Origin of the sequence: Mycobacterium sp. E2238, from assembly GCF_001672665.1 — a bacterium.
Classification (GTDB): Bacteria; Actinomycetota; Actinomycetes; order Mycobacteriales; family Mycobacteriaceae; genus Mycobacterium.
In genome coordinates, this window is record NZ_LZKF01000046.1 from 16,583 (window position 1) to 35,262 (window position 18,680).

15 protein-coding genes are annotated in these 18,680 nt (G+C 67.9%); 8 read left to right on the forward strand and 7 right to left on the reverse strand.

What is annotated here, in order from left to right; translation table 11 throughout:
* Positions 1-30 precede the first annotated feature (30 nt).
* The 5 genes from A5711_RS03635 to A5711_RS03655 are packed head-to-tail and all read left to right on the forward strand — an operon-like array spanning position 31 to position 6,598.
* Positions 31-1,488 (forward strand): polysaccharide biosynthesis tyrosine autokinase, encoded by a 1,458-nt coding sequence (locus tag A5711_RS03635; protein WP_067944127.1) that lies wholly within the window; start codon positions 31-33, stop codon positions 1,486-1,488.
* Complete coding sequence (locus tag A5711_RS03640) at positions 1,485-2,963, forward strand: O-antigen ligase family protein (RefSeq protein ID WP_067944129.1); 1,479 nt, start codon at positions 1,485-1,487, stop codon at positions 2,961-2,963. The genes A5711_RS03635 and A5711_RS03640 overlap by 4 nt, the downstream gene beginning before the upstream one ends.
* On the forward strand, positions 2,960-3,973 hold the full coding sequence (locus A5711_RS03645) for a glycosyltransferase family 4 protein (RefSeq protein ID WP_067944131.1): 1,014 nt from the start codon (positions 2,960-2,962) through the stop codon (positions 3,971-3,973). The genes A5711_RS03640 and A5711_RS03645 overlap by 4 nt, the downstream gene beginning before the upstream one ends.
* Positions 3,974-3,989: 16 nt before the next feature.
* Positions 3,990-4,916, forward strand: a complete 927-nt coding sequence (locus A5711_RS03650; protein ID WP_067944190.1) for an aldo/keto reductase — start codon at positions 3,990-3,992, stop codon at positions 4,914-4,916.
* Entirely contained in the window at positions 4,913-6,598 is a 1,686-nt protein-coding gene (locus A5711_RS03655) for an FAD-dependent oxidoreductase (protein WP_067944133.1), read from the forward strand. The genes A5711_RS03650 and A5711_RS03655 overlap by 4 nt, the downstream gene beginning before the upstream one ends.
* A 13-nt stretch (positions 6,599-6,611) precedes the next feature.
* Here the strand turns inward: A5711_RS03655 and A5711_RS03660 are convergent, their stop codons facing one another.
* Positions 6,612-7,670 carry a glycosyltransferase family 4 protein gene (locus tag A5711_RS03660; RefSeq protein ID WP_067944135.1) on the reverse strand — a complete coding sequence of 353 codons (1,059 nt, stop codon included), beginning with the start codon at positions 7,668-7,670 and terminating at the stop codon, positions 6,612-6,614.
* Positions 7,667-8,488 carry a class I SAM-dependent methyltransferase gene (locus tag A5711_RS03665; RefSeq protein WP_067944138.1) on the reverse strand — a complete coding sequence of 274 codons (822 nt, stop codon included), beginning with the start codon at positions 8,486-8,488 and terminating at the stop codon, positions 7,667-7,669. Before A5711_RS03665 ends, A5711_RS03660 begins: the two co-directional genes overlap by 4 nt.
* 190 nt (positions 8,489-8,678) lie before the next feature.
* Here A5711_RS03665 and A5711_RS03670 point away from each other — a divergent pair, with 190 nt between their 5' ends.
* On the forward strand, positions 8,679-9,545 hold the full coding sequence (locus A5711_RS03670) for a hypothetical protein (RefSeq protein ID WP_067944140.1): 867 nt from the start codon (positions 8,679-8,681) through the stop codon (positions 9,543-9,545).
* Positions 9,546-9,580: 35 nt separating this feature from the next.
* Here the strand turns inward: A5711_RS03670 and A5711_RS03675 are convergent, their stop codons facing one another.
* Genes A5711_RS03675 through A5711_RS03695 form a run of 5 tightly spaced genes read right to left on the reverse strand, consistent with a single transcriptional unit; the run spans position 9,581 to position 16,374 of the window.
* Positions 9,581-11,506 (reverse strand): glycosyltransferase family 4 protein, encoded by a 1,926-nt coding sequence (locus A5711_RS03675; protein ID WP_067944142.1) that lies wholly within the window; start codon positions 11,504-11,506, stop codon positions 9,581-9,583.
* Complete coding sequence (locus tag A5711_RS03680; RefSeq protein ID WP_067944144.1) at positions 11,503-12,966, reverse strand: flippase; 1,464 nt, start codon at positions 12,964-12,966, stop codon at positions 11,503-11,505. Before A5711_RS03680 ends, A5711_RS03675 begins: the two co-directional genes overlap by 4 nt.
* Positions 12,967-12,972: 6 nt before the next feature.
* A complete protein-coding gene (locus A5711_RS03685; RefSeq protein WP_067944146.1) occupies positions 12,973-14,559 on the reverse strand; it encodes a sugar transferase in 1,587 nt (528 codons plus the stop codon).
* Entirely contained in the window at positions 14,544-15,116 is a 573-nt protein-coding gene (locus A5711_RS03690; protein WP_067944147.1) for a dTDP-4-dehydrorhamnose 3,5-epimerase family protein, read from the reverse strand. Before A5711_RS03690 ends, A5711_RS03685 begins: the two co-directional genes overlap by 16 nt.
* A gap of 46 nt (positions 15,117-15,162) precedes the next feature.
* The gene (locus A5711_RS03695; protein ID WP_067944153.1) at positions 15,163-16,374 is read right to left on the reverse strand and encodes a PPE family protein; all 1,212 of its coding nucleotides are present in this window, start codon (positions 16,372-16,374) and stop codon (positions 15,163-15,165) included.
* 709 nt (positions 16,375-17,083) lie between these two features.
* On the opposite strand from A5711_RS03695, the gene A5711_RS03700 reads away from it, so the two are divergent.
* Both A5711_RS03700 and A5711_RS03705 read left to right on the forward strand, forming a co-directional pair.
* Complete coding sequence (locus A5711_RS03700) at positions 17,084-17,761, forward strand: TetR/AcrR family transcriptional regulator (RefSeq protein WP_067944154.1); 678 nt, start codon at positions 17,084-17,086, stop codon at positions 17,759-17,761.
* 129 nt (positions 17,762-17,890) lie between these two features.
* Positions 17,891-18,592: a TetR/AcrR family transcriptional regulator gene (locus tag A5711_RS03705; RefSeq protein ID WP_067944155.1), complete on the forward strand. Its 702-nt coding sequence runs from the start codon at positions 17,891-17,893 to the stop codon at positions 18,590-18,592.
* Positions 18,593-18,680 lie beyond the last annotated feature (88 nt).

An 18,680-nucleotide genomic window follows, 5' to 3' on the forward strand; every position in this document is an offset into this window, starting at 1 on the left:
GGCGTGGCGTCGCCCCAGAGAGGTTAGTGGATGGATTTCCGCACCTTTGTCCGGACTCTCCTCACGCACTGGAAACTCGCCTTGGGCGCATTGCTGGCGTGCACCATCGGCGCCGCGGCGGTCACGGCATTGCAGACCAAGCATTACCAGTCGACTGCCACCATCCTCATTTCCTTTCCCGGTGCCACCGACCTCACCGAGTTGTACAACGGCACCCTGACCGCACAGGAACGGTTGTCGTCCTACGCGCAGATCGCCGGCGGCCGGACGGTGGCGGAGCGCGCGGTCAACCAGCTGCAAGCACCGATCAGCGCCGACACCCTGGTGACCCAAACCCAGGTGAAATACACCGCCAAGTCTCAGCTTTTCACGATCACCGTCAAGGACACCGACCCGAACCGCGCCGCGGCCTTGGCGGGAGCCATGGCCGATCAGTTCGCCGCGCTGGTGCCGACACTCGGCGCGACCACGGGTCCGAATGGCCGGCCCGTACCGGTGACGTCCGGCCCGCGGTCCGACGCCGGCGAGCCGAATCCACCCGCGGCCCCACCGTCGGAAGCGCCCGGCCAACCGGCGGCCAAACCCATGCCGGTGGCCAGGGCGCGGGTGGTGGAGGCGCCGCGGGTGCCCGATCACCCCGTGACGCCCGTGCCGGTGCGCAACATGGCGATGGGATTCGTTGCCGGAATCCTGCTGGCCATGGCGGTGGCGGTGGCCCGCGAGGCCAGCGATCGCACCGTGCGATCTCGGGAGAAGCTGGAACAGCTTTCGGGCCTGCCGACCTTGGCCGAGCTGCCCGGCAGGCGCGGGAACACCCCGCGGTTCGGCGTCGACTCCGCCCTCGACGACGCCGTGCGGGGCTTGCGCGCCCGGCTACTCAGGGCGATCGGACCCGACGCCCGCCGCGTGCTGGTGGCGGCGCCGTTCGGTGGGGAAGGAACGACGACCACCGCACTGAACCTGTCGCTGGCCCTGGCCGAAATCGGCGAGGACGTCCTGCTCGTCGAGGGCGATACGCGCCGGCACGTGATCGCCGGTCTGCTGCGGGTCGAGTCAGGGGAGGGGCTGGCCAACGCGCTGGCCAGCCCCGGGATCGCCGCGGAAGCCGTGAAGCCGACGCCGATCGCCAAGCTGTTCATCCTCGCGTCCCGGTCCGCCCGCCGCGAGACCCCGCCCTGCAGCGCGTTTCTGCCGGAGGTGATCGACAGGGTGATGCTGGACTTGTCGTCACGCTTCGACCGGATCGTGGTCGACGGGCCGCCGGTGCTGGCGACGCCGGACAGCGGCCTGCTGTCGGGCGCGGTGTCGGCCACGGTGCTGGTGGTGCGGGCGCGCCGGACCACCGTCGACGAGCTCAACGACGCGGTGACCGCCCTGCGCTCGGCCGGCGCACAGGTGGTGGGCACCGTGCTGACCGACGCCCGGCCGGCGCTGCACATCAGGGCCGCGGCCAAGACCTATCGGACGAAGGTCGGCGGCCCGGCGTGATTCCCTACCTGCCCGGTCGCCCTCGCCTGGCAGTGGACGGCGTCCTGCTGACGGTATTCCTGTTCGGCTGCTTCGTCTTTGGTGTGCTCGCGGTGCGCCGAACCACCGAGGGAGTGTTGCTCATCGCCGCGACGTTCTGCCTGGTTGTCTATTGGGTGAAGCGCGAGGCGCTGGTGGGGGTGACGCTGTTCCTGGCGTTCGCGGCGCTGCCGGAAGGATTGCACATCGGCAAAGTGATCGGGCCGGTGGCGATCTACGCCTACCAGGTGGCCGCGGTGCTGGCGATCGGTTACCTCATCCCGATCGTCAGACCGCGGTCCAAGGATTTCCTGCTGCCGGCGATGTTCGTGTTGACGGTCGTGTACTTCACCGCGGTCGGGTTTCAGATGGGGCACGACGCCACGATGGTGCTGCACGAAGCGACGACTTTGATCGAGATGGTCATCGGCTTCGTCTTGGCGCTGTTGATCGTGTACGGCGGCTATCTGAAGTTCTGCATGCGCGTGATGGTCGTGACGCTGTGGTTCTCGGCGGCGATGGCGATCTTCAGTTCGTTGCATGCCATCCGGCTGGCCGGCCGCGCCGAAAGCCTGGAGGGCGCGACGGGCGCCGGCCAAGCCCTCCGCATCGTCCTATCCACCCAGACGCCGGCCACCGCCGCGCTCACCGCGCTGGTCGCCGCGTCGATCATCGGTCGCGTCCGGCCCATGACGTACCTGGCCTTCGGTCCGCCCGCGCTGATCATTTCGCTGCTGGCTTTCTCGCGGAACACGCTGATCGCGGTGGCGGTGGGCGCGACCGTCGCCTTCTTCGCCAGCTTCGGCTGGCGGGCGCTTCGCCGTTCGGCCGCCGTGGCCGCTGTCAGCGCGGGTGTGGCCGCGCTGATATTGCCCGGGTCGCTATTCCTGCTCCAGCAGTCGGACGCGGGGTCGTGGCTCAGCGATCAGTTCACCGCGTTCAATCAGCGGGTCTTCGGCGGGGTTTCGGCCAGCGCGCTCGCCACCGACGAATCGACGCTGGACCGGCTGCGGGAAGTTGCCCGGCTCAACGCCGCGATCGCCCAGGCGCCGGTGTTCGGCCACGGCCTGGGCTACGCCTACCAGCTGCCGTCCGGCAACGATCCGAAGGCCTTCGCCTGGACGTTGGGCCCCACCTACTCCCACCTTTTCTACCAGTGGTGGCTGGCCAAGGCCGGGGCCGTGGGCATGGCGGCGTTCGCGTGGATCGCGTTGACACCGATTGTCCGCGCGCTGCGCTGTGCGACGATGCAGGCGAAGGTCAGTGCGGCGGTCTGCGCCGGTCTGCTCGCGATATCCGCGGTCTGGCCGCTGCCTGAAATGCCCATGGACGCACTGGCTTTGGGGCTTGCCCTGGGAACGGCGATGGGATTCGCCGGCCTACTTCGCAGGAATTCCGAAGCGGATCAGGCGGACGCCGGCCCGGCGCCGGCGCCGGCCGCTGCCGGCGGAAAATGATTGCGGTCACTCACGTCGGGCCCGACATGTACAGCTTCGGCGGGACGCAGTCAGTGATCCGAGTCATCCGCGACAACAGGATCGGCGCCGACGAAATTCGCGTCCTGTCAACGTGGAACGGGCGTCACCACGCCAAGAACCTGTGGCTCACCGCGCGCGCGGGCGCCGCGCTGGCTCGGGCACCGCGCGGGAGCGTCGTGCACTTCCATATGTCGAACGGCGGCGCCTGGCTGCGCGAAGGGTCGCTGATTCGCGTTGCGCGGGCGCGAGGGTTCCGGGTCATCGTCACCATCCACGGCTCCGACTTTCCGCAGTTTTCCCGGTCGCACCCCCGTTTCGTGGCCGCCACCCTGAGGAAGGCGGACCATCTCATCGTGTTGTCGGAGGAAGCGCGTGCCTGCGCGCAATGGGTTGCGCCCGCGGTGCCGGTGTCGATCGTCGCCAACCCGATCCCCATCGATCGAGACGCGCCCGGGGCCGCCTCGACACCGCCCGTGGTGCTTTTCGCCGGCACCATCGGCCGCCGCAAGGGCGTCGACACGCTGGTCGCGGCATGGCAACTGTTGCTGGCCGAGGGCATCGAAGGGCGTTGCCGCATAGTCGGTGTCGTCGACGACTACACGCCGCCGCCAATGGAGCGGCTCACCGTCGAGCCCCCGGTGCATCCGGATCGGGTCCGCGAGCTACTCCGGTCGGTCCGCGTGGTGACGCTGCCGTCGTACGCCGAGGCAATGCCGATGATCCTGACCGAGGCCCTCGCTGGCGGACGACCGTTCGTGGCCACCCCGGTCGGTGGCACGGCGGAGATCGCCTCGGACCCGGGCATGCTCGTGCCCGTCGGTGACGCGTCCGCGTTGGCGGCGGCGATCGGCCGGTACCTGCGCAACCCGGAGCTGGCAGAGCGCGACGGGCGGCGCGGTCAGGAACACATCGCGGCGACGCGGAGTCCGCGGATCATCGACGCGGAGCTGCGCCGGATTTACGAGGGCTGCGGTGTTGGAACGAGTTGAACTCGAGGGGCCGCAGCTGAGAGTGAGCGCGGTCGGCTTCGGATGCGGCGGTCTGATGCAGTCGCCGTCCCGGCGGGAACGGATGACCGTGCTGGGCGCCGCGGTGCACAGCGGCATCACTCACTTCGACACCGCGCGGATGTATGGCCTGGGCAGGGCGGAGGCGGAACTCGGGGCGTTCCTGCGGACGGTCCCGCGCGACAGCGTCACCGTGGCAACAAAATTCGGCATCGACGTCGGGGGGATGGCCCGGCGCCTCGGCCGGTTTCAGGCTCCGGCGCGGGCGCTGCTGCGCAAGGCGCCGGCGCTGCGACGCGCGGTCAAGCGGCAGCAGGCGGCACCCGAAACCGCCCGGGTGTACGACGCGGCCACCGCGGCCCGCAGCCTCGACGAGAGCCTCGCGGCGCTGGGCGTCGACTACGTGGACATCCTGTTCGTTCACGGTCCGCGGCCGGGGGACACCGTCGCCGGCGGCGAACTTCGAGAATTCTTCGAACGCGCCCGCCAGCAGGGCAAGATACGCGCCTGGGGTGTCTCACAGGACGAGGGGCTCGACACGGATTTCGCCGCAGCCTTCGCGCCGGAAGGGGTGAGCCAGGTGCGCGCCGATCTCTTCCATCCGCCGCCGCGCCCAGCGGATCTCGCGTTCGGCGTGCTGCAACGGTCGTACGCTGCGCTCTCGAACGCGTTGCGGGCCGACGCGGAGTTGGTGCGACGCTGGCGCCAGGCCCTCCAGCTCGATCCGCTCGCTCCCGGGGCGCTGCCCAGGCTGATCCTCGCTTCCTCGGCCAGCGCAACGGGTTGCCGCGCAATCCTATACAGCACCACCGACCCACACCGGGTCGCCGAAGCGGCCGGCGCCGTCTCGGCGCCGCCGGACCAGGAGACCCTGACGCGGTTCCTCGCGCTGGTGGCCGAGGTGCGCGGGGGCGCTGCCGCGTGATCCGCGGCCCCCGGGAGTTCGCCCCGAACACGACGGTCCGGACCGACGTCGTGGTCGTCGGGGCCGGCGCGATCGGCATTGCGACGGCGCTGGAACTCGCGCGAGCCGGCATCCAGGTGGCGTTGATCGAGAGCGGACTGGAACGCAAAGACGAAGCGGCCCAGGATTTGTCGGCCTTGGACTCCCGGCAGGACGACGATCTGCATGCGCGCAGCGAGCTGATGATCCGTCGGCAGGTGGGGGGGACTACCGCGCTCTGGGGTGGCCGCTGCGTCAAGTTCGACCCCATCGATTTCGAGGACCGCCCGCTCACCGCGCAGGCGCCCTGGCCGATCCGATACGAGGACGTCGAACCCTACTTGCAGCGTGCCTGTGATTGGGCGGCGTGTGGCCGGGCGGCGTTCAACGCGCGGGAGATTCCGGAGCTGGCGCACCACGACCTGATCGCCGGGCTGCCCGACGGCGACGTGCGCACAACCGACCTCGAACGCTGGGCGCTGCCAACGCGTTTCGGCCGTGAGTACCGGGACGCGCTGCGTGAGGCCTCTGCCCTCACCGTGTGGACCGGCCTCACCTGCACCGAGATCGTGACGACGCCGGCCGGTGACTCCGTTGACCACCTCGTGGTCAAGACGCTCGAGGGCCGACAGGGGAGCGTCGTCGCCGCGGACTACGTCATCGCGACCGGTGGTTTGGAGGCGACCCGCCTGCTGCTCGCCTCGGACCGCCATCACCCGGCGGGTCTTGGAAACGCGGGCGGCCACCTCGGGCGGTGGTACATGTCGCACGTCGAAGGCCGGGTCGCGCGCGTGCAGTTCGCCACCGACCAGGTCAGCTACGCCTACGAGCGGGACGGGGACGGGGTGTACGTGCGCCGGCGATTCACCCTCGATCCGGCTCTGCAGCGCGAGGCGGGGTTGCCGAATGCCGCTGTGTGGCTGGTGAATCCACCGATCAGCGACCCGGAGCATGGAAGCGGCATCCTTTCCGGCGTCTATCTCACGCTCATCTCCCCGATCGGCCGCTTCCTGCTGGCGGAGGCCATCCGCGCGAAGCACACCCAAACCGACGGTCCGCCGCGGATCCTCGCGCACCTGCGCAACATCGTGCGAGACCTGTTCCCGTCGATCCGGTTTGCGATTGCCTTCTCCTATGCCCGCTTCCTCCGTAGGGGCCGCAAGGCGCCGGGCTTCTTCGTGAAGAGCGCGGACAATCGCTATCTGCTGCACTACCACGGCGAGCACCTCCCGCACTGGGAGAGCCGCGTCGAGCTTGCCGACGACCGCGACGCCCTCGGCGTGCGCAGGATCCGCACCCATATCCACTTCTCCGAGGACGATTACCAAAGCGTGCGCAGGGCCATCGCCGTGATCGATGAACATTTGCGCCGCCACGGCGCCGGACAAGTGGAGTGGCTGACCGACGACGTCGAGGGCGCCGTCCGCGAGTTCTTGGCCGGGCACGCCGGCTACCACCAGGCCGGAACGACGCGCATGTCGCACGGTCCCGATGGCGGCGTCGTCGACCCGGACCTACAGGTTCACGGTGTGCGCGGGCTATACGTGGCGAGCACGTCTGTCCTGCCGACGTCGAGCCAGGCCAACCCGACCCTGCTTGGCATTGCGCTGGGTGTCCGGCTCGCCGATCGCCTCAAGAAGGCTCGAATGGCTTGCGAACGTTGACGGCATAGGCAGCTCAGCGCCGACTCGCCAGCACCCGGTCGATGACGTCCAGGAAGCGCTCCGCGACGATGTCGACGTCGCAATGCTGCGCGTAGTAGCGCGCCGCCTCGGCCCCGCGCTGCGCCGCGACCGACGGGTCGGCCAGCAGGTCGAACGCGGCGGCGACTCCGGCGACATCGTCGACACCGATCGGGGGACAGCCGGGCGGCTGGTACTCGGGCAGGCCGCCGGACGTCGACACGATCGGCATCACCCCCAGCTGCATCGAGAGCACCTGCACGCCGCTTTGTGACGCGCGTCGGTAATGGCAGACCGAACCCTTCGCGGCGGCCAGTGTCGGGATGACGTCGGCGTAGCGGTAGCTGCCGTTGCGCCAGCGCGTGTGTTTGGGCAGCGCGGCGGGGTCCAGCGGCCCGTCGCCGATGAGCACCAGGTTGTCACCGTGCCAGCCGCCGCCGACGATATGGTGCTGCCACGCCTCGAGCACGACATCGACGTTCTTGTACGGGTTGAGCCGGCCGAACATGACGAAATCCCGGCGACCCTCGGGACCCACGAATGGCGGAACGCGTTGGGGGTCAATATCACTCGCGAGCGGCACGACAAACACGGGCGTGCCGGCGACATCGCGGCGCGAGGCGACGGCTGCCGCAACGTACTCGCTGTAGGTGATGGTGGCGGCCGAGCGCGCGCCCCACCGGTCGAACACCGCGCGTTCGTAGGACGGGACCTGTTCGCCGGGGTCGTGCGGCCGGTCGTCATGCACCACCTGGATGCGGGGAACGCGCCCGGCCAACGCGATCCAGCGGGGATCACGGACGATCTCGGCGATCACGACGTCGGGTCGAAACTCGCGGATCCGGCGCCACGCCTTGAAGGTTGGGAGCCAGGTGGCGGCGGTTTTGAACCGCGGATCGAGCACCAGCTCGTAGTCGCGGGCGGCGTCCGACTCGGGGTGCCGGTCGGAGGTCACCAGCAACACGTCGGCGCCGCGGCGCAACAGCCCCTCGGCCTGCACGCGCACCGCCGGCCGTGTCCACGGCGAAAGCCAAAGTACCCGAGGCGATTTCATTGCTCGTTGTCGGCCTGCAGGAAAACGTCGGCGTCGGTCCACATCCGTGTCTGAAGCGCGCGTCGTGGCAGGCCCTCGAGGAGGCCCGTGATGCGGGGGGAGGCCAGCAGCCGCCAGGCCAGCGGATTGATTTTCTCGCGAGTCCATATGTGCAGACCCATGCCCCCGAGCTGCCACCACCGCGTCTTGGAGGTGTGGAACTGCATGCCGAACTGCTTTCCGATGAGCGCCAACGTCGATTTCTGATAGAAGGTGATGTGCTGGCCGGTGGCAAAGGCGTAGTACATCCATTCCTCCGGTGGCGGGGGCCGGCCGTCAAAGAGTTCGGTGGTGAACACGATGGTGTCGGTGCCCGTGGTCTCCAGCAATTCGGCAACAAATCCGACCGGGTCGGCGAGATGCTCCATCACCTCGAAGGCGGTGACCACCGTGTACGGCGGGCCCGGACCCGCATCGGCCTCGAAGCCTTGCGCGGTCAGGTTGGGGGAGTGCTTGTCGGTCCAGTAATAGTCGAAGCCGATGTCCCGCATCAGGCGGGTGAAAACACCATAGCCCCCGGCCGCGTCGAGAAACCGGCCGCGGCGATCGAAGAAGAAGTACAGCAGCACCGACATCGCCCGTGCAAGATACTGATTGCGCCACAGCATGGTGGTGTCCGCCGCCGCGATGGGGCTGGCGTAGGCCTCGTCCAGCCAATGCGGCTCTTCGGTCTGCAGGCCGCCGCAGTTGTCGCAGAAGTAGTACTTGCAGTCGTATTTGGCGAGGACCCGGTGAGTGAACGCCAGACTGGTGCTCGAATTGCAGATGCGGCACAACACGCCTATCAGACCCTCCCGAGCATGACCCGCGCCTTGAGCAAACACCGGGACAATGGAGAACCTACGGCACCCGCAACGCCATCGGCAAGCAAATCGGGACCGAATTTCGGCGCGGACGGGCGTTGTGCAGCACCGCTATTCAGCGAATGCCGGGAATAGTCAGGCGGGGCCGTGATAGCTTTGGTCTCCAATGGCCAAAAGCGCTACACCGCCGCCGAAAGAGACGCTCCGGCAGAAGGTCCGGCGCATTCTCGGCAGTGAAACGCGGGACCAGCTCAAGGATCTGATCCTTTTCGATCATTCCCAGTCGCTGAAGGCGAACCATCCCAACCCGCTCAACCGCGCGGGCAAAAAGTGTTTTTCGGCGACCGACGAGGACGGAATAACGCTGGAGATCCTGCGCCGCATCGGCCGGCTCGACGGCGGCGTCTTCGCGGAGTTCGGCGTCGGCGACGGGACCGAGAACAACACCCTGATCCTTGCGGCCCTGGGCTGGAAGGGCTTCTGGGTCGGGGGCCAGGACCTGGCCGTGGCCGTCGAGGACCACCCGCGGTTCGCCTACGAGAAGGCGTGGGTAACGGCGGACAATATCGTTGCGCTGGCCCGGTCCTGCCTGCGGAGGATCGACGCCACCCAGGTCGACGTGGTCTCCCTCGACCTGGACGGCAACGACATCTACCTGGTCGAGAAACTCCTGGCCGATGGCATCCGGCCCAAACTCTTCATCGTCGAATACAACGGGAAGTTCCCCCCGCCGGTGAAGTTTCAGATCGCCTACGACCCCGAGCACGTGTGGCAGTCCGACGACTATTTCGGGGCGTCGCTGAGCAGTTATGCCGAGCTGTTCGCCCGCTTCGGCTACCGCCTGGTCTGTTGCAACTCCCACTCCGGTTCCGATGCGTTCTTCATCGACACCGCCCTGTCCGAGTGCTTCGCCGATGTGCCGACGGGCATCGAGCAGCTCTACGTGGAACCCAGGTATTTCCTGTACAGCGGGTTCGGGCAGCACAAGACGTCGCCCCGCACGGTGGCCAGGATCCTCCGCTACGAGCGGTAGGGCCTTGGACGAAAGCCATTGCCCCCAGCGGGCGTTCACAGCACCGCATTGATCGCCTCGAGGTAGGCGTCGGTCATCGCCTCGACGGTGTAGTGCTTACGCATCCGTTCGAAGCCTCGCCGCCCGACCGGCGGCAACGCGTCCGGCTCCGCCAGGATCCGCGCCAGGCTCTCCCGCCACCCCACCACCGACACCGGCTCGACCAGGAATCCCGCCCTGCCGAAATCGAGCATTTCCGGCACGGCGCAAATCGCCGACGCCGCAACGGGAACCGCCCGGGCCATCGCCTCGAGAATCACCAGCGGAAACGCCTCGGACCGGCTCGGGACACACAGCAGGTCCGCGTCCGCCAGCGCGGGCCCGGGTCCGGCCGACCATCCCCGCCACTGCACCCGATCGCGCAAGCCGGCCGGGGTAAGCGCCTGCAACCTCTCGCGATCCGGGCCGTCACCGAAAACCGAGAGCCGCCATGGCATATCGGGCAGCTCGCCGAGCGCCTCGATCAGTAGGTGCGGGTTCTTGTGCTCGACGATCCGCGACAGCATGACCAGGTGCAGCGGGTCACCGGCCGTGCGGACCCGGGGCGCCGGGTCACCGGCGAGGGCGACGCCGTTGGGCGCAACGAAGTGCCGTCCCCACAACCGATGCTGGGCGACCAGCATGTCCCAATGCCGTTGGGCCAACACGATGAAGCCGTCGGCGCGGCGCATGGCGGCGGTCAGCGGCCGCGAGTAAATGGGCCGGTCCTGCTCGGGAGGGACATGCGGAGCCACCAACCAGCGCCGGCCGGCCGCGCCCGCACGCCACAGTGACGCGAATCCCGCCTCCGTGTTGGTGTCGGCGGTGATGAGCACCGCCGGGCCTTCGGGGATATCGACCACGGGCGCCCACCACGGCTGGCGCACCACGCGCACGGTGTCCGGAATCTCGGCGATCATTGGGCCGAACCGTTGCACGCAGACGATGGTGACCGAGTAACCCCGGCTATCCAACTCCGTTGCCAGCAAAGCCTTTTGCCTCTCGGCGCCGCCGTAGACCAGGCGGTTGGTGGTGATCACGATCGCGGGCAGGTCCTTGCGGCGGCCGCCGTGAAGGCTCCGCCGCGACCGCAGCAGGGTGGTACCGGCCAGGTACGCGTCGGCGTGGTGCACGCTGTGCTGGTGCTCGAGCAGCAGCGCGGTATCGGCTCGCGCCAGATCCCGCTCGCGGCGGGGCTCGGCGGCGGTGCTCTCCTCGTCGCCGAGACCGGCACCCTCGACGCCGATCTCATCGGCCAGCAGCATCCGCCAGCCCGCCGCGCGGGCGCGGGCCTGCCAGTCCGCCGCCGCTGCGACGCCGCTGAACTCCTCGTCGAAGCCCCCGACGGTGTTCCACGCCGCGCGGTTGATCGCCAGGCAGGTGGGGTCCAATTCGCCCTCGACGCCCTCTGATTCGGGTGGTTGCCGGGCGTAGCGGCGTGAAAACGGTGAGCCCCGCCGCCTGCCCGCCGCCAGCTCGCGAACCAGGGTCCGGCGGCGGGTTGCGACGTCCCACGGCGCCCAGCCGGGCGTGGTGTCGCCCCGCGCCATCGGCGAAACCGCGGCCACCCGAGGTCCGCGCAGCAACTCGCGAGTGCGGGTCAGCGGTCCCAACAGGCGGACTCTGACGTCCAGCAGCAGCAGATCCGCGTCGCTCGGGGCGTGCCCCACCAGCGCGTTGAAGGCCTCGGCGAAGCCAACTTTCGCCGCGCCCGACACCAAGTGGACCCACGGGTGCCGGGCCGCCACTTTCCTACAGTCGCCGGTCGCGTAGACATAGACGGCCAGCCCGGGCAGTTGCTCGGCGACACCGGCGAGGCACCCCTCGAGCGTGTCGGGGCCGCACCCGGCCACGATCAGCACGGCAAGCGGCCGGACCGGTGGCAGCCCGGCCGCGCCGCCGACCGGGCCCTTCAGATATTGCCGGTCCAGTTCACGCTTCATGCCGCCAGCCGATTTCGGCGCAAGGAGGCAAGGTCCGACCAGCGCAGCGGGCCGGCGGCCGCGCTGGTGGCGAGGTAGACGACGGCGGCCACCGCGAGGACGAGAACCACGTGGTGACCCCGGAGCAACAGGGTCGCCGCGACGCTGGCTGCCGTCGGCATCAGCACCCGCAGCAAGAACGCCACGGGCGTACGGTAACCGCAGTGCCGGCGCAGCCACCAGCTGCTCACCGCCAGGTTGAAGAACTCCGTGCATACCAGCGCGATGCCGGGGCCGACGGCGCCGAGCCGGCCCGCGAGCGCGACGTTGAGCGCGACGTTGAGCACCAGGGTGGCGACCGTCAGCCAGAGCAACACCCGCTGATGATGGCTGGCGACCAAACCCTGGCCCAGCGTGCCGCTGATGAATCGCAGGGCCGCCGCAACGAACAGCAACGCCAGCGTCGGCGTCCCGCGGGCGACGAACCCCTTATCGCCGAACAACCCGATCAGCGGTCCGGCCAACAGCGCCCCGACAACCGCGACGGGGATCGCCACGAAGTACATCAACTCCACGCTGCGGCGCAGGAAGGCGGCGAACGCGGCGACGTCACGCGAGAACAGCTCGGTGGCCGTCGACAGCGTCGACTTGAGGAAGACCAGTGAGACCACAATGGTGTTGAACGCGATGGTGAAGGCCAGCCCGTACACGCCCACCTCGGAGTGGGTGCTCAGCAGGGACAGGATCACCCCGTCGGCGCGGCAGTACAGGAGTCCGACGACCAGAAACCCCATCAGCGGCAGGCTTTCCCGCAACAGATCCGCGGCCTCCCGGGGCGCGAAGATTGGGCGCACCGAAATGTGCCGCATCGCCGCGGTGCCCTGGATCACCAATTGCAGGGCGGGCGGGATCAGTTGCGCGACAGCGAACCAGACGACGTCCGCCCGCGCCGCGACCAAGCCGACGACCATGGCCAGCGCGGCCAGGCGCCCGGCGACGTCGGAGATGGCCACCGCCGAGAACCGGACGGTGGCCAAGAACACCGGCTCGAACCGCGTCGTCATGGTCTGCATCAGCAGCGCCCCGGACAGCACCACGAGCATCACTCGGACGTCGGCGTCGTGATAGATGAGCAAGCCGGAGCCGGCCGCCAACAACGCCAGCGGAACGCAATAGATCAGGGCCATGCCGCTGTTGACGCGCACCAGACGCTCGAGGTCGCCCTGGCCCGAGGTCACGCGGCGCACGATCACGGTCGCGATGCCGAGATCGGCCAGACTGGTCCACACGGCGATGAAGAGCACCGCGATGGAGAGTTGGCCGTAACGGCCCGGACCCAGGTAGCGCGCCGTCATCGCCACCGAGACCACCGAGGCCAGCATGCCCAGTGCCCGGCAGATCAGTTGAATCGAGAACGCGTGAGCCATCCGCGAGAGCGGCACCGATGGGACGACCGCACCAGGGGTCGTCGGCTCAGTCATGACTCCCTAGTATGCGCCGTGACTGGTGAGAACGGCCTTAATCGTCTTGGCGATGATCATCAGATCACCCGACATCGACCAGTTGTCGACATAGGAGAGGTCCAACCGCACCGACTCTTCCCAGGACAGGTCGGATCGGCCGCTCACTTGCCACAATCCGCTCACGCCCGGCTTCACCAGCAGCCGCCGCTTGACGTCACCCTCGTAGTTCTCGACTTCCCGCCGCAATGGCGGGCGCGGCCCGACGACGCTCATCTCGCCCTTGAGGACGTTGATGAACTGCGGCAACTCGTCGATGCTGAACCTGCGCAGAATCCTGCCGACGGGAGTGACCCGTGGGTCCTGGCGCATCTTGAACAGCACGCCGCCTGCGCCTTCGTTCAGCTCCAAGAGGTGATCGATCTGTGTGTCTGCGCCGTCGATCATGGTCCGGAACTTGAGCATTCTGAAGGGCTTACCGTCGATGCCGATCCGTTCGGATGGGTAGAACACCGGGCCCTTGCTGGTGAGCTTGACGGCGATCGCCGCCGCGATGAGGAAGGGCGCCGTCCCGATGAGGGCCGCCAGCGAGAAGAGGAAATCGAAGACCTGCTTCTGAAAGCGCTGCGTCCCTTCGTATTGCGGCTTCTCGACATGCAGCAACGGCATGCCCGCCGTGGGACGCAGGGTCAACCGCGTCTCCGCCACGTCCATCACGCCGGGCGAGACCACGACGTCGACGTCCATTGTCTCCAACTGCCACATCAGCTCTCGGATTCCGTGCATCCCGAAGTGGTCCGTCTGCGTGATCGCCACGGTGTCGGCGCCGCAGCGCTGAATCGCCGCCACCGCGTCGCTGACGTCACCGAGGATCGGCACCGCACGGCCGCCGAGGGTGAGGGCATTGCCGCGCGGTCTCCCGTAGCCGGGAATGCACACACCGACGACGGCGTAGCCGTCCAGCGGGTTGCGTGTCAGTTCGTGGGTAAGGTGGGAAACCGCCTGGCGGTCCCCGATCGCCAGGACCGTCGTCTGGCATTGGCCGTTCGCGCGCATCTGGCGGATGTGCTTGCGCCACAGGCTGCGGCTCCCCAGCAAGCCCATGGTCCCGACGGGAAGCGCGATCGCGAGATAACCGCGGGCCAGGTCGACCTTGGCGAGCAAGGTCACCATCGCGATGATTCCGAACGTCCAGAATGACGCGCTGCCGATCCGCCGGTACTCGTCGATGCCGGCACCGATGACTCGCGTTGAGCGCGTTTGGAATACCGCCAGCGATGACAGCCACAGCGCCGCGAACAGGAATGACAACATCGTCATCGCTACGTCCGAGTAACCCGAGGTGTTGGCGATTTCACCGAATCGGACGTACTGCGCGAGCAACACCGACGCACACACGATCACGGTGTCGCTGATGCGCAGATGCTGCGAATACTGCTGCTGCCAACGCCGGACGGCATTCCCCGCGGGGGAGGGCGCCGAAGCGGCGGTGACGGGTAAAGCGCTCGTTTGGTGGCGAGCCGACGGGATCATGCCGGCAGGCCTCCAGTTGTGCGGCCCTGGTTCGGCGTGCACGACATCCACCAATTCCCGGGTCATCAACGGCTTAGACATGACGCTGCCCTCTCGATTGGCGTGAAGGTCGGCGTTCGCGATGGCCAACTGGCGTCCCGCTCGGAGATGACCGTGACCGGCAGCGGCCAGACAATCCCGAATTCGGGGTCGTTCCAATGCAATCCCTGCTCGTCGGAGGGTGCCCGCTCACCGCTGACGTGGTAGCTGACTTCGGTGTCGTCGATCAGGGTTTGGAAGCCGTGCGCGACAAACGGCGGCAGGAACAGCGCGCGGTAATTGTCCGCGCTCAACTCGACCATCACGTGGTCGCCGTAGGTCTGCGACCCGGGCCGGATGTCCACCGCCACGGCCGCGATGGCGCCGCGGGTGCAGCGGACCAGTTGGGTTTGGGCGTACGGCGGCACCCGATGGTGCAGGCCCCGCACGGTGCCACGGGTGTAGTTGAAGAAGATGTTCGTCTGGGTGACGTCGAAAGTCAGCCCGCGGCTGGCGAATTCGTCGGCGCAGAAGGTGCGGGAGGAAAAGCCGCGGTGATCACGTTGCGGTTCGAGGTCGATGATCGTCACGCCGGCGATCTGGGTGGGCGTGTACTTCACTTACCGCTCCTTCCGTAACGAGTGCTTGGTCGGTTGATGTGACGGCCTATGCGTATCCACCGGATGGCGGGCGCGTCATCACGGTCGGGATGACCCCATACCGGGGCCCGAGGTTCTTGCCGGACGCGGCGGCCAGGCGCGGCAGCGACCCCATGATGCTGGGCGGCGTGTTGGCGCCGGCGAGACTGATGGTCGGCAAAGCCGAGGCGGCACTGTGCGCCGCCGGGATCACGCTGGTCCAACTGGCGGGCACCGCCAGTGGGCCCAGCGAGGCCGCGCTACCCAGGCTGCCGATCACGCCGGATCCGAGCGAGCCGATCGCGCCCGCGCCCGCGCTCGCCGCGCCCGCTGCCGCGCTCGCGGCCCCGGAGGCGGCAGCGCCCGCAGCGTTCGCGGCCGCCATCGCGCCGTTCGCCAAACCCTGGCCGGTCTGGGCCATGCCGAGGATGGAGGACATCCCGTACAGCGGGGTCGCCGCGGCCATGAAGTAGGTGGGAATGGCGCTGGGGACGCTGGACGCGAGGCTCGACATCAGCGACGAACTGGCCGAGTTGGTCACGGTGCTCGTGGCGCCGGTACCGGCGTCGGTGAGGGTGCTGGCGATCATCGGCGACGAGAGCCCGTGCAGGGCGTTGGGCACCGAGGACACCACGTTCGAGAGCGACGTATGGGTGGCCGTCAACGTTTCGGCCTGGGCGAGCGCGCTGCTCTGGCTGGCCACCCCCGCCGGGTTGGTGACGTCCGGCGGCGGGCTGAACGGGGTGACCTCGCACGCGGCGGCCGAGCCCGCGGCGTACGCGTACATGGCCGCGGCGTCCTGCGCCCACATCTCGCCGTATTCGGCCTCCGTGGCCGCGATCGCCGCCGAGTTCTGGCCGAAGAAGTTGGTGGCGATCAGCGTCGCGAGCTGGACCCGGTTAGCGGCGACCGCGGGCGGGGGGACGGTCATCGCGAAGGCGGCTTCGTAGATTTCGACGGCGAGCCTGGCTTGACCGGCCGCCTCGGCCGCCCGCGCGGCGGCCCCGGCGGTCCACGCCATGTAGGGCGCGAAGGCGGACGCCATGGTCAACGACGAGGGACCCATCCAGCGCCCGCTCGTCAATCCGGCGATCACCGACCGGTAACAGCTTGCCGCGGAATGCAATTCGGCGGCAAGGCCGTCCCAGGCCACCGAGGCGGCCATCAGCGAGACGGGGCCGGGACCGGCATACATCCGCGCGGAGTTGAACTCCGGGGGAAAGGCGCCGAAATCGATCACTTCAGGCCCTGCCCTCAGCGGCGGCCCGGCTCGTCGCACGCGAAGACCCGCTGACTCCGGCGGGAGGCAGGTCGGCTTCGGCCGGGGGCGCGCCGTACTGCAGCACCGGCATTCCGCAACCAAACATACTTAAAGTATGGAATAGGACCATAGCGCTAGCGAAGAGTATTTCGCCCGCGGCGGCGAAGGCACTTAGTCCTTTCCCTGGTGGTCCACCTGCTGACGCTGCCTGCGCACGTGGCCTCGTGGTCACGACCGGCATCTACTTCTCCTCACAACCTGCAGGTGGCCCGGGACGGGGCGTATTTGCTGTTCAAAAGCCTGAACCATGGGTTTGGGCCATCTCTGACCACAAACTGACAAACTGATAATAGCGTACAAATCATACTAATAGTCTGTAAAGATCGTGTGATCCGCACTACAGGTATTTGCGGGACCGTCAAGCCGGGCGTTTGTGGCTGCTAATCTCAGAAGTGGCCCAAGTACTGCCCGGGGGTGGCCGGTCGGTTTCGCTTCAGACCGCCTGAGAACCGAGGTGTATGCCCTGCTCATCAACCTGATGGCGATCGAACAGGTCAGGGTCGCAGCCCCCGACGAGGACACTTGCGTTGTCCGCCCCGACGCGGGAGGCCCCGGCATTCGTGTCGGGTTCACGCCTTCGCATGAGGGTCGCGTCTTCGCGGCCGATGAGAGCTGAGCTGGCATCCCGATGACGACCCACTCGACCGATGGACGCGCCGACGCGACGCGGCGGCAGATTCTGCGGGCTGCGTCCCATCAGTTCGCGCGCCGGCCCTATCACGACGTCGGGCTCGATGACATCCTGGCTGAGGCTCAGCTGACCAAGGGCGCGATGTATTTCCACTTCAAGTCGAAACACGCCCTGGCGGTGGAGCTCATCAACAAGCAGATCGCCGCGGCCACGGTAGCGGTGGAAGACCTGTTGACGAGGGGGCTTTCGGGTCTGGAAACCCTCATCGACTTCTCGTACCTGATCGCCGTTCAAGACATCAAGACGGATCTGGTCAGGGCCGGGCTGAATCTGATCGAATCGGTCGGGCAGCCCGAAGGTCTGCAGGACACGATGCTCGGCGGATGGGTGGAAGCCCTCTCGGCGGTCGTTCAGCAAGCCATAGACGAGGGCGACATCGGCGAGAACTGCGATCCCGACGACGTTGGCCGCCTGATGGTGGCCCTGCATATGGGGTTGCGGAAAACGAGCAATCTGGACGAGCCGGAAAGGTTCCTGCTCGACCTGGAGAAATGCTGGATGCTCATCCTGGGTGGCATCCTGCAGCCGGACCGAACCGATTACTTCCGCCAATTCCTAAGGCGGCGTGCGGCCCTCGCCGTCAACGCGAGTTCGACCGGAGAAGACTCGCCATAACGGCAGCCAGGCCGACCGGACGGCACGCTCGCGGTGGCCGCGGCTGCTAACCTTGGACGTCTTGGCGGTCGATGCGAGCCCAGAGTGACGACGTCCTCGCAGCCATCGCGGATCTGGAGGAGCAAAACGATGCCGCGCCAGGTCCGGTCCGAAGCCACTCGACGCAAGATTCTCGATGCCGCAATCGAGGTGTTCGGCGAAGTCGGATACGCGGCCGCCGGGTGGGGGGCGATCATCGAGCGGACGGGGATGACCAAGGGCGCCCTGTACCACCACTTTGATTCCAAGGAATCGCTGGCGTCGGACATCCTCAAGGAGGGCTCCGACGCTCTTCTCACCGCCTTCCGGAACGTGTGTGGGTCGTCATCGCCGGGGCTGGAGAACCTATTGCACGGCGCCTTCACCATCGTCGAAGTGCTGAATACGGACAAGACGGTTCGCACCGCTGAGCAATTGGCCTCTGCCTTAAGCGGATTGAACGAGGCCGCGGCGCGCTTCTATGCGGACCTGGCAGCGAAGATCGCCGAGGAGGCCAGGAGGGCGATCGGCGAGGGAGACCTTCGCAAGGATGTCGACCCCGAAGTGCTGTCCGAGTTCCTCGTCGGGGCGATGTTCGGAACGCGCTTGGTATCCAACGCGATAGCGCGCCATGACGCGAACAGGGGTACCGGTGTCGACATCTCCGGGCGCCTGCGGCAGATCTTGGAACTGCTGCTGCCCGGCACCGTGACGGAAGCGTCACTCCCGTACTTCCGGCAATTCCTCGGTCGCGAAATGATGCGCAACGCCCCGGCCGTCGCGGCCCGCGCCGACGCCTCGACGGAGCCCTGACCGCCCTGGGCTCCGGGTGCCGACGTTCGGGCCGGATGTGCCGCACCCTCTTTCGCGGTCCTCTAGCCGTTGATTCGGTAAGTGGGAC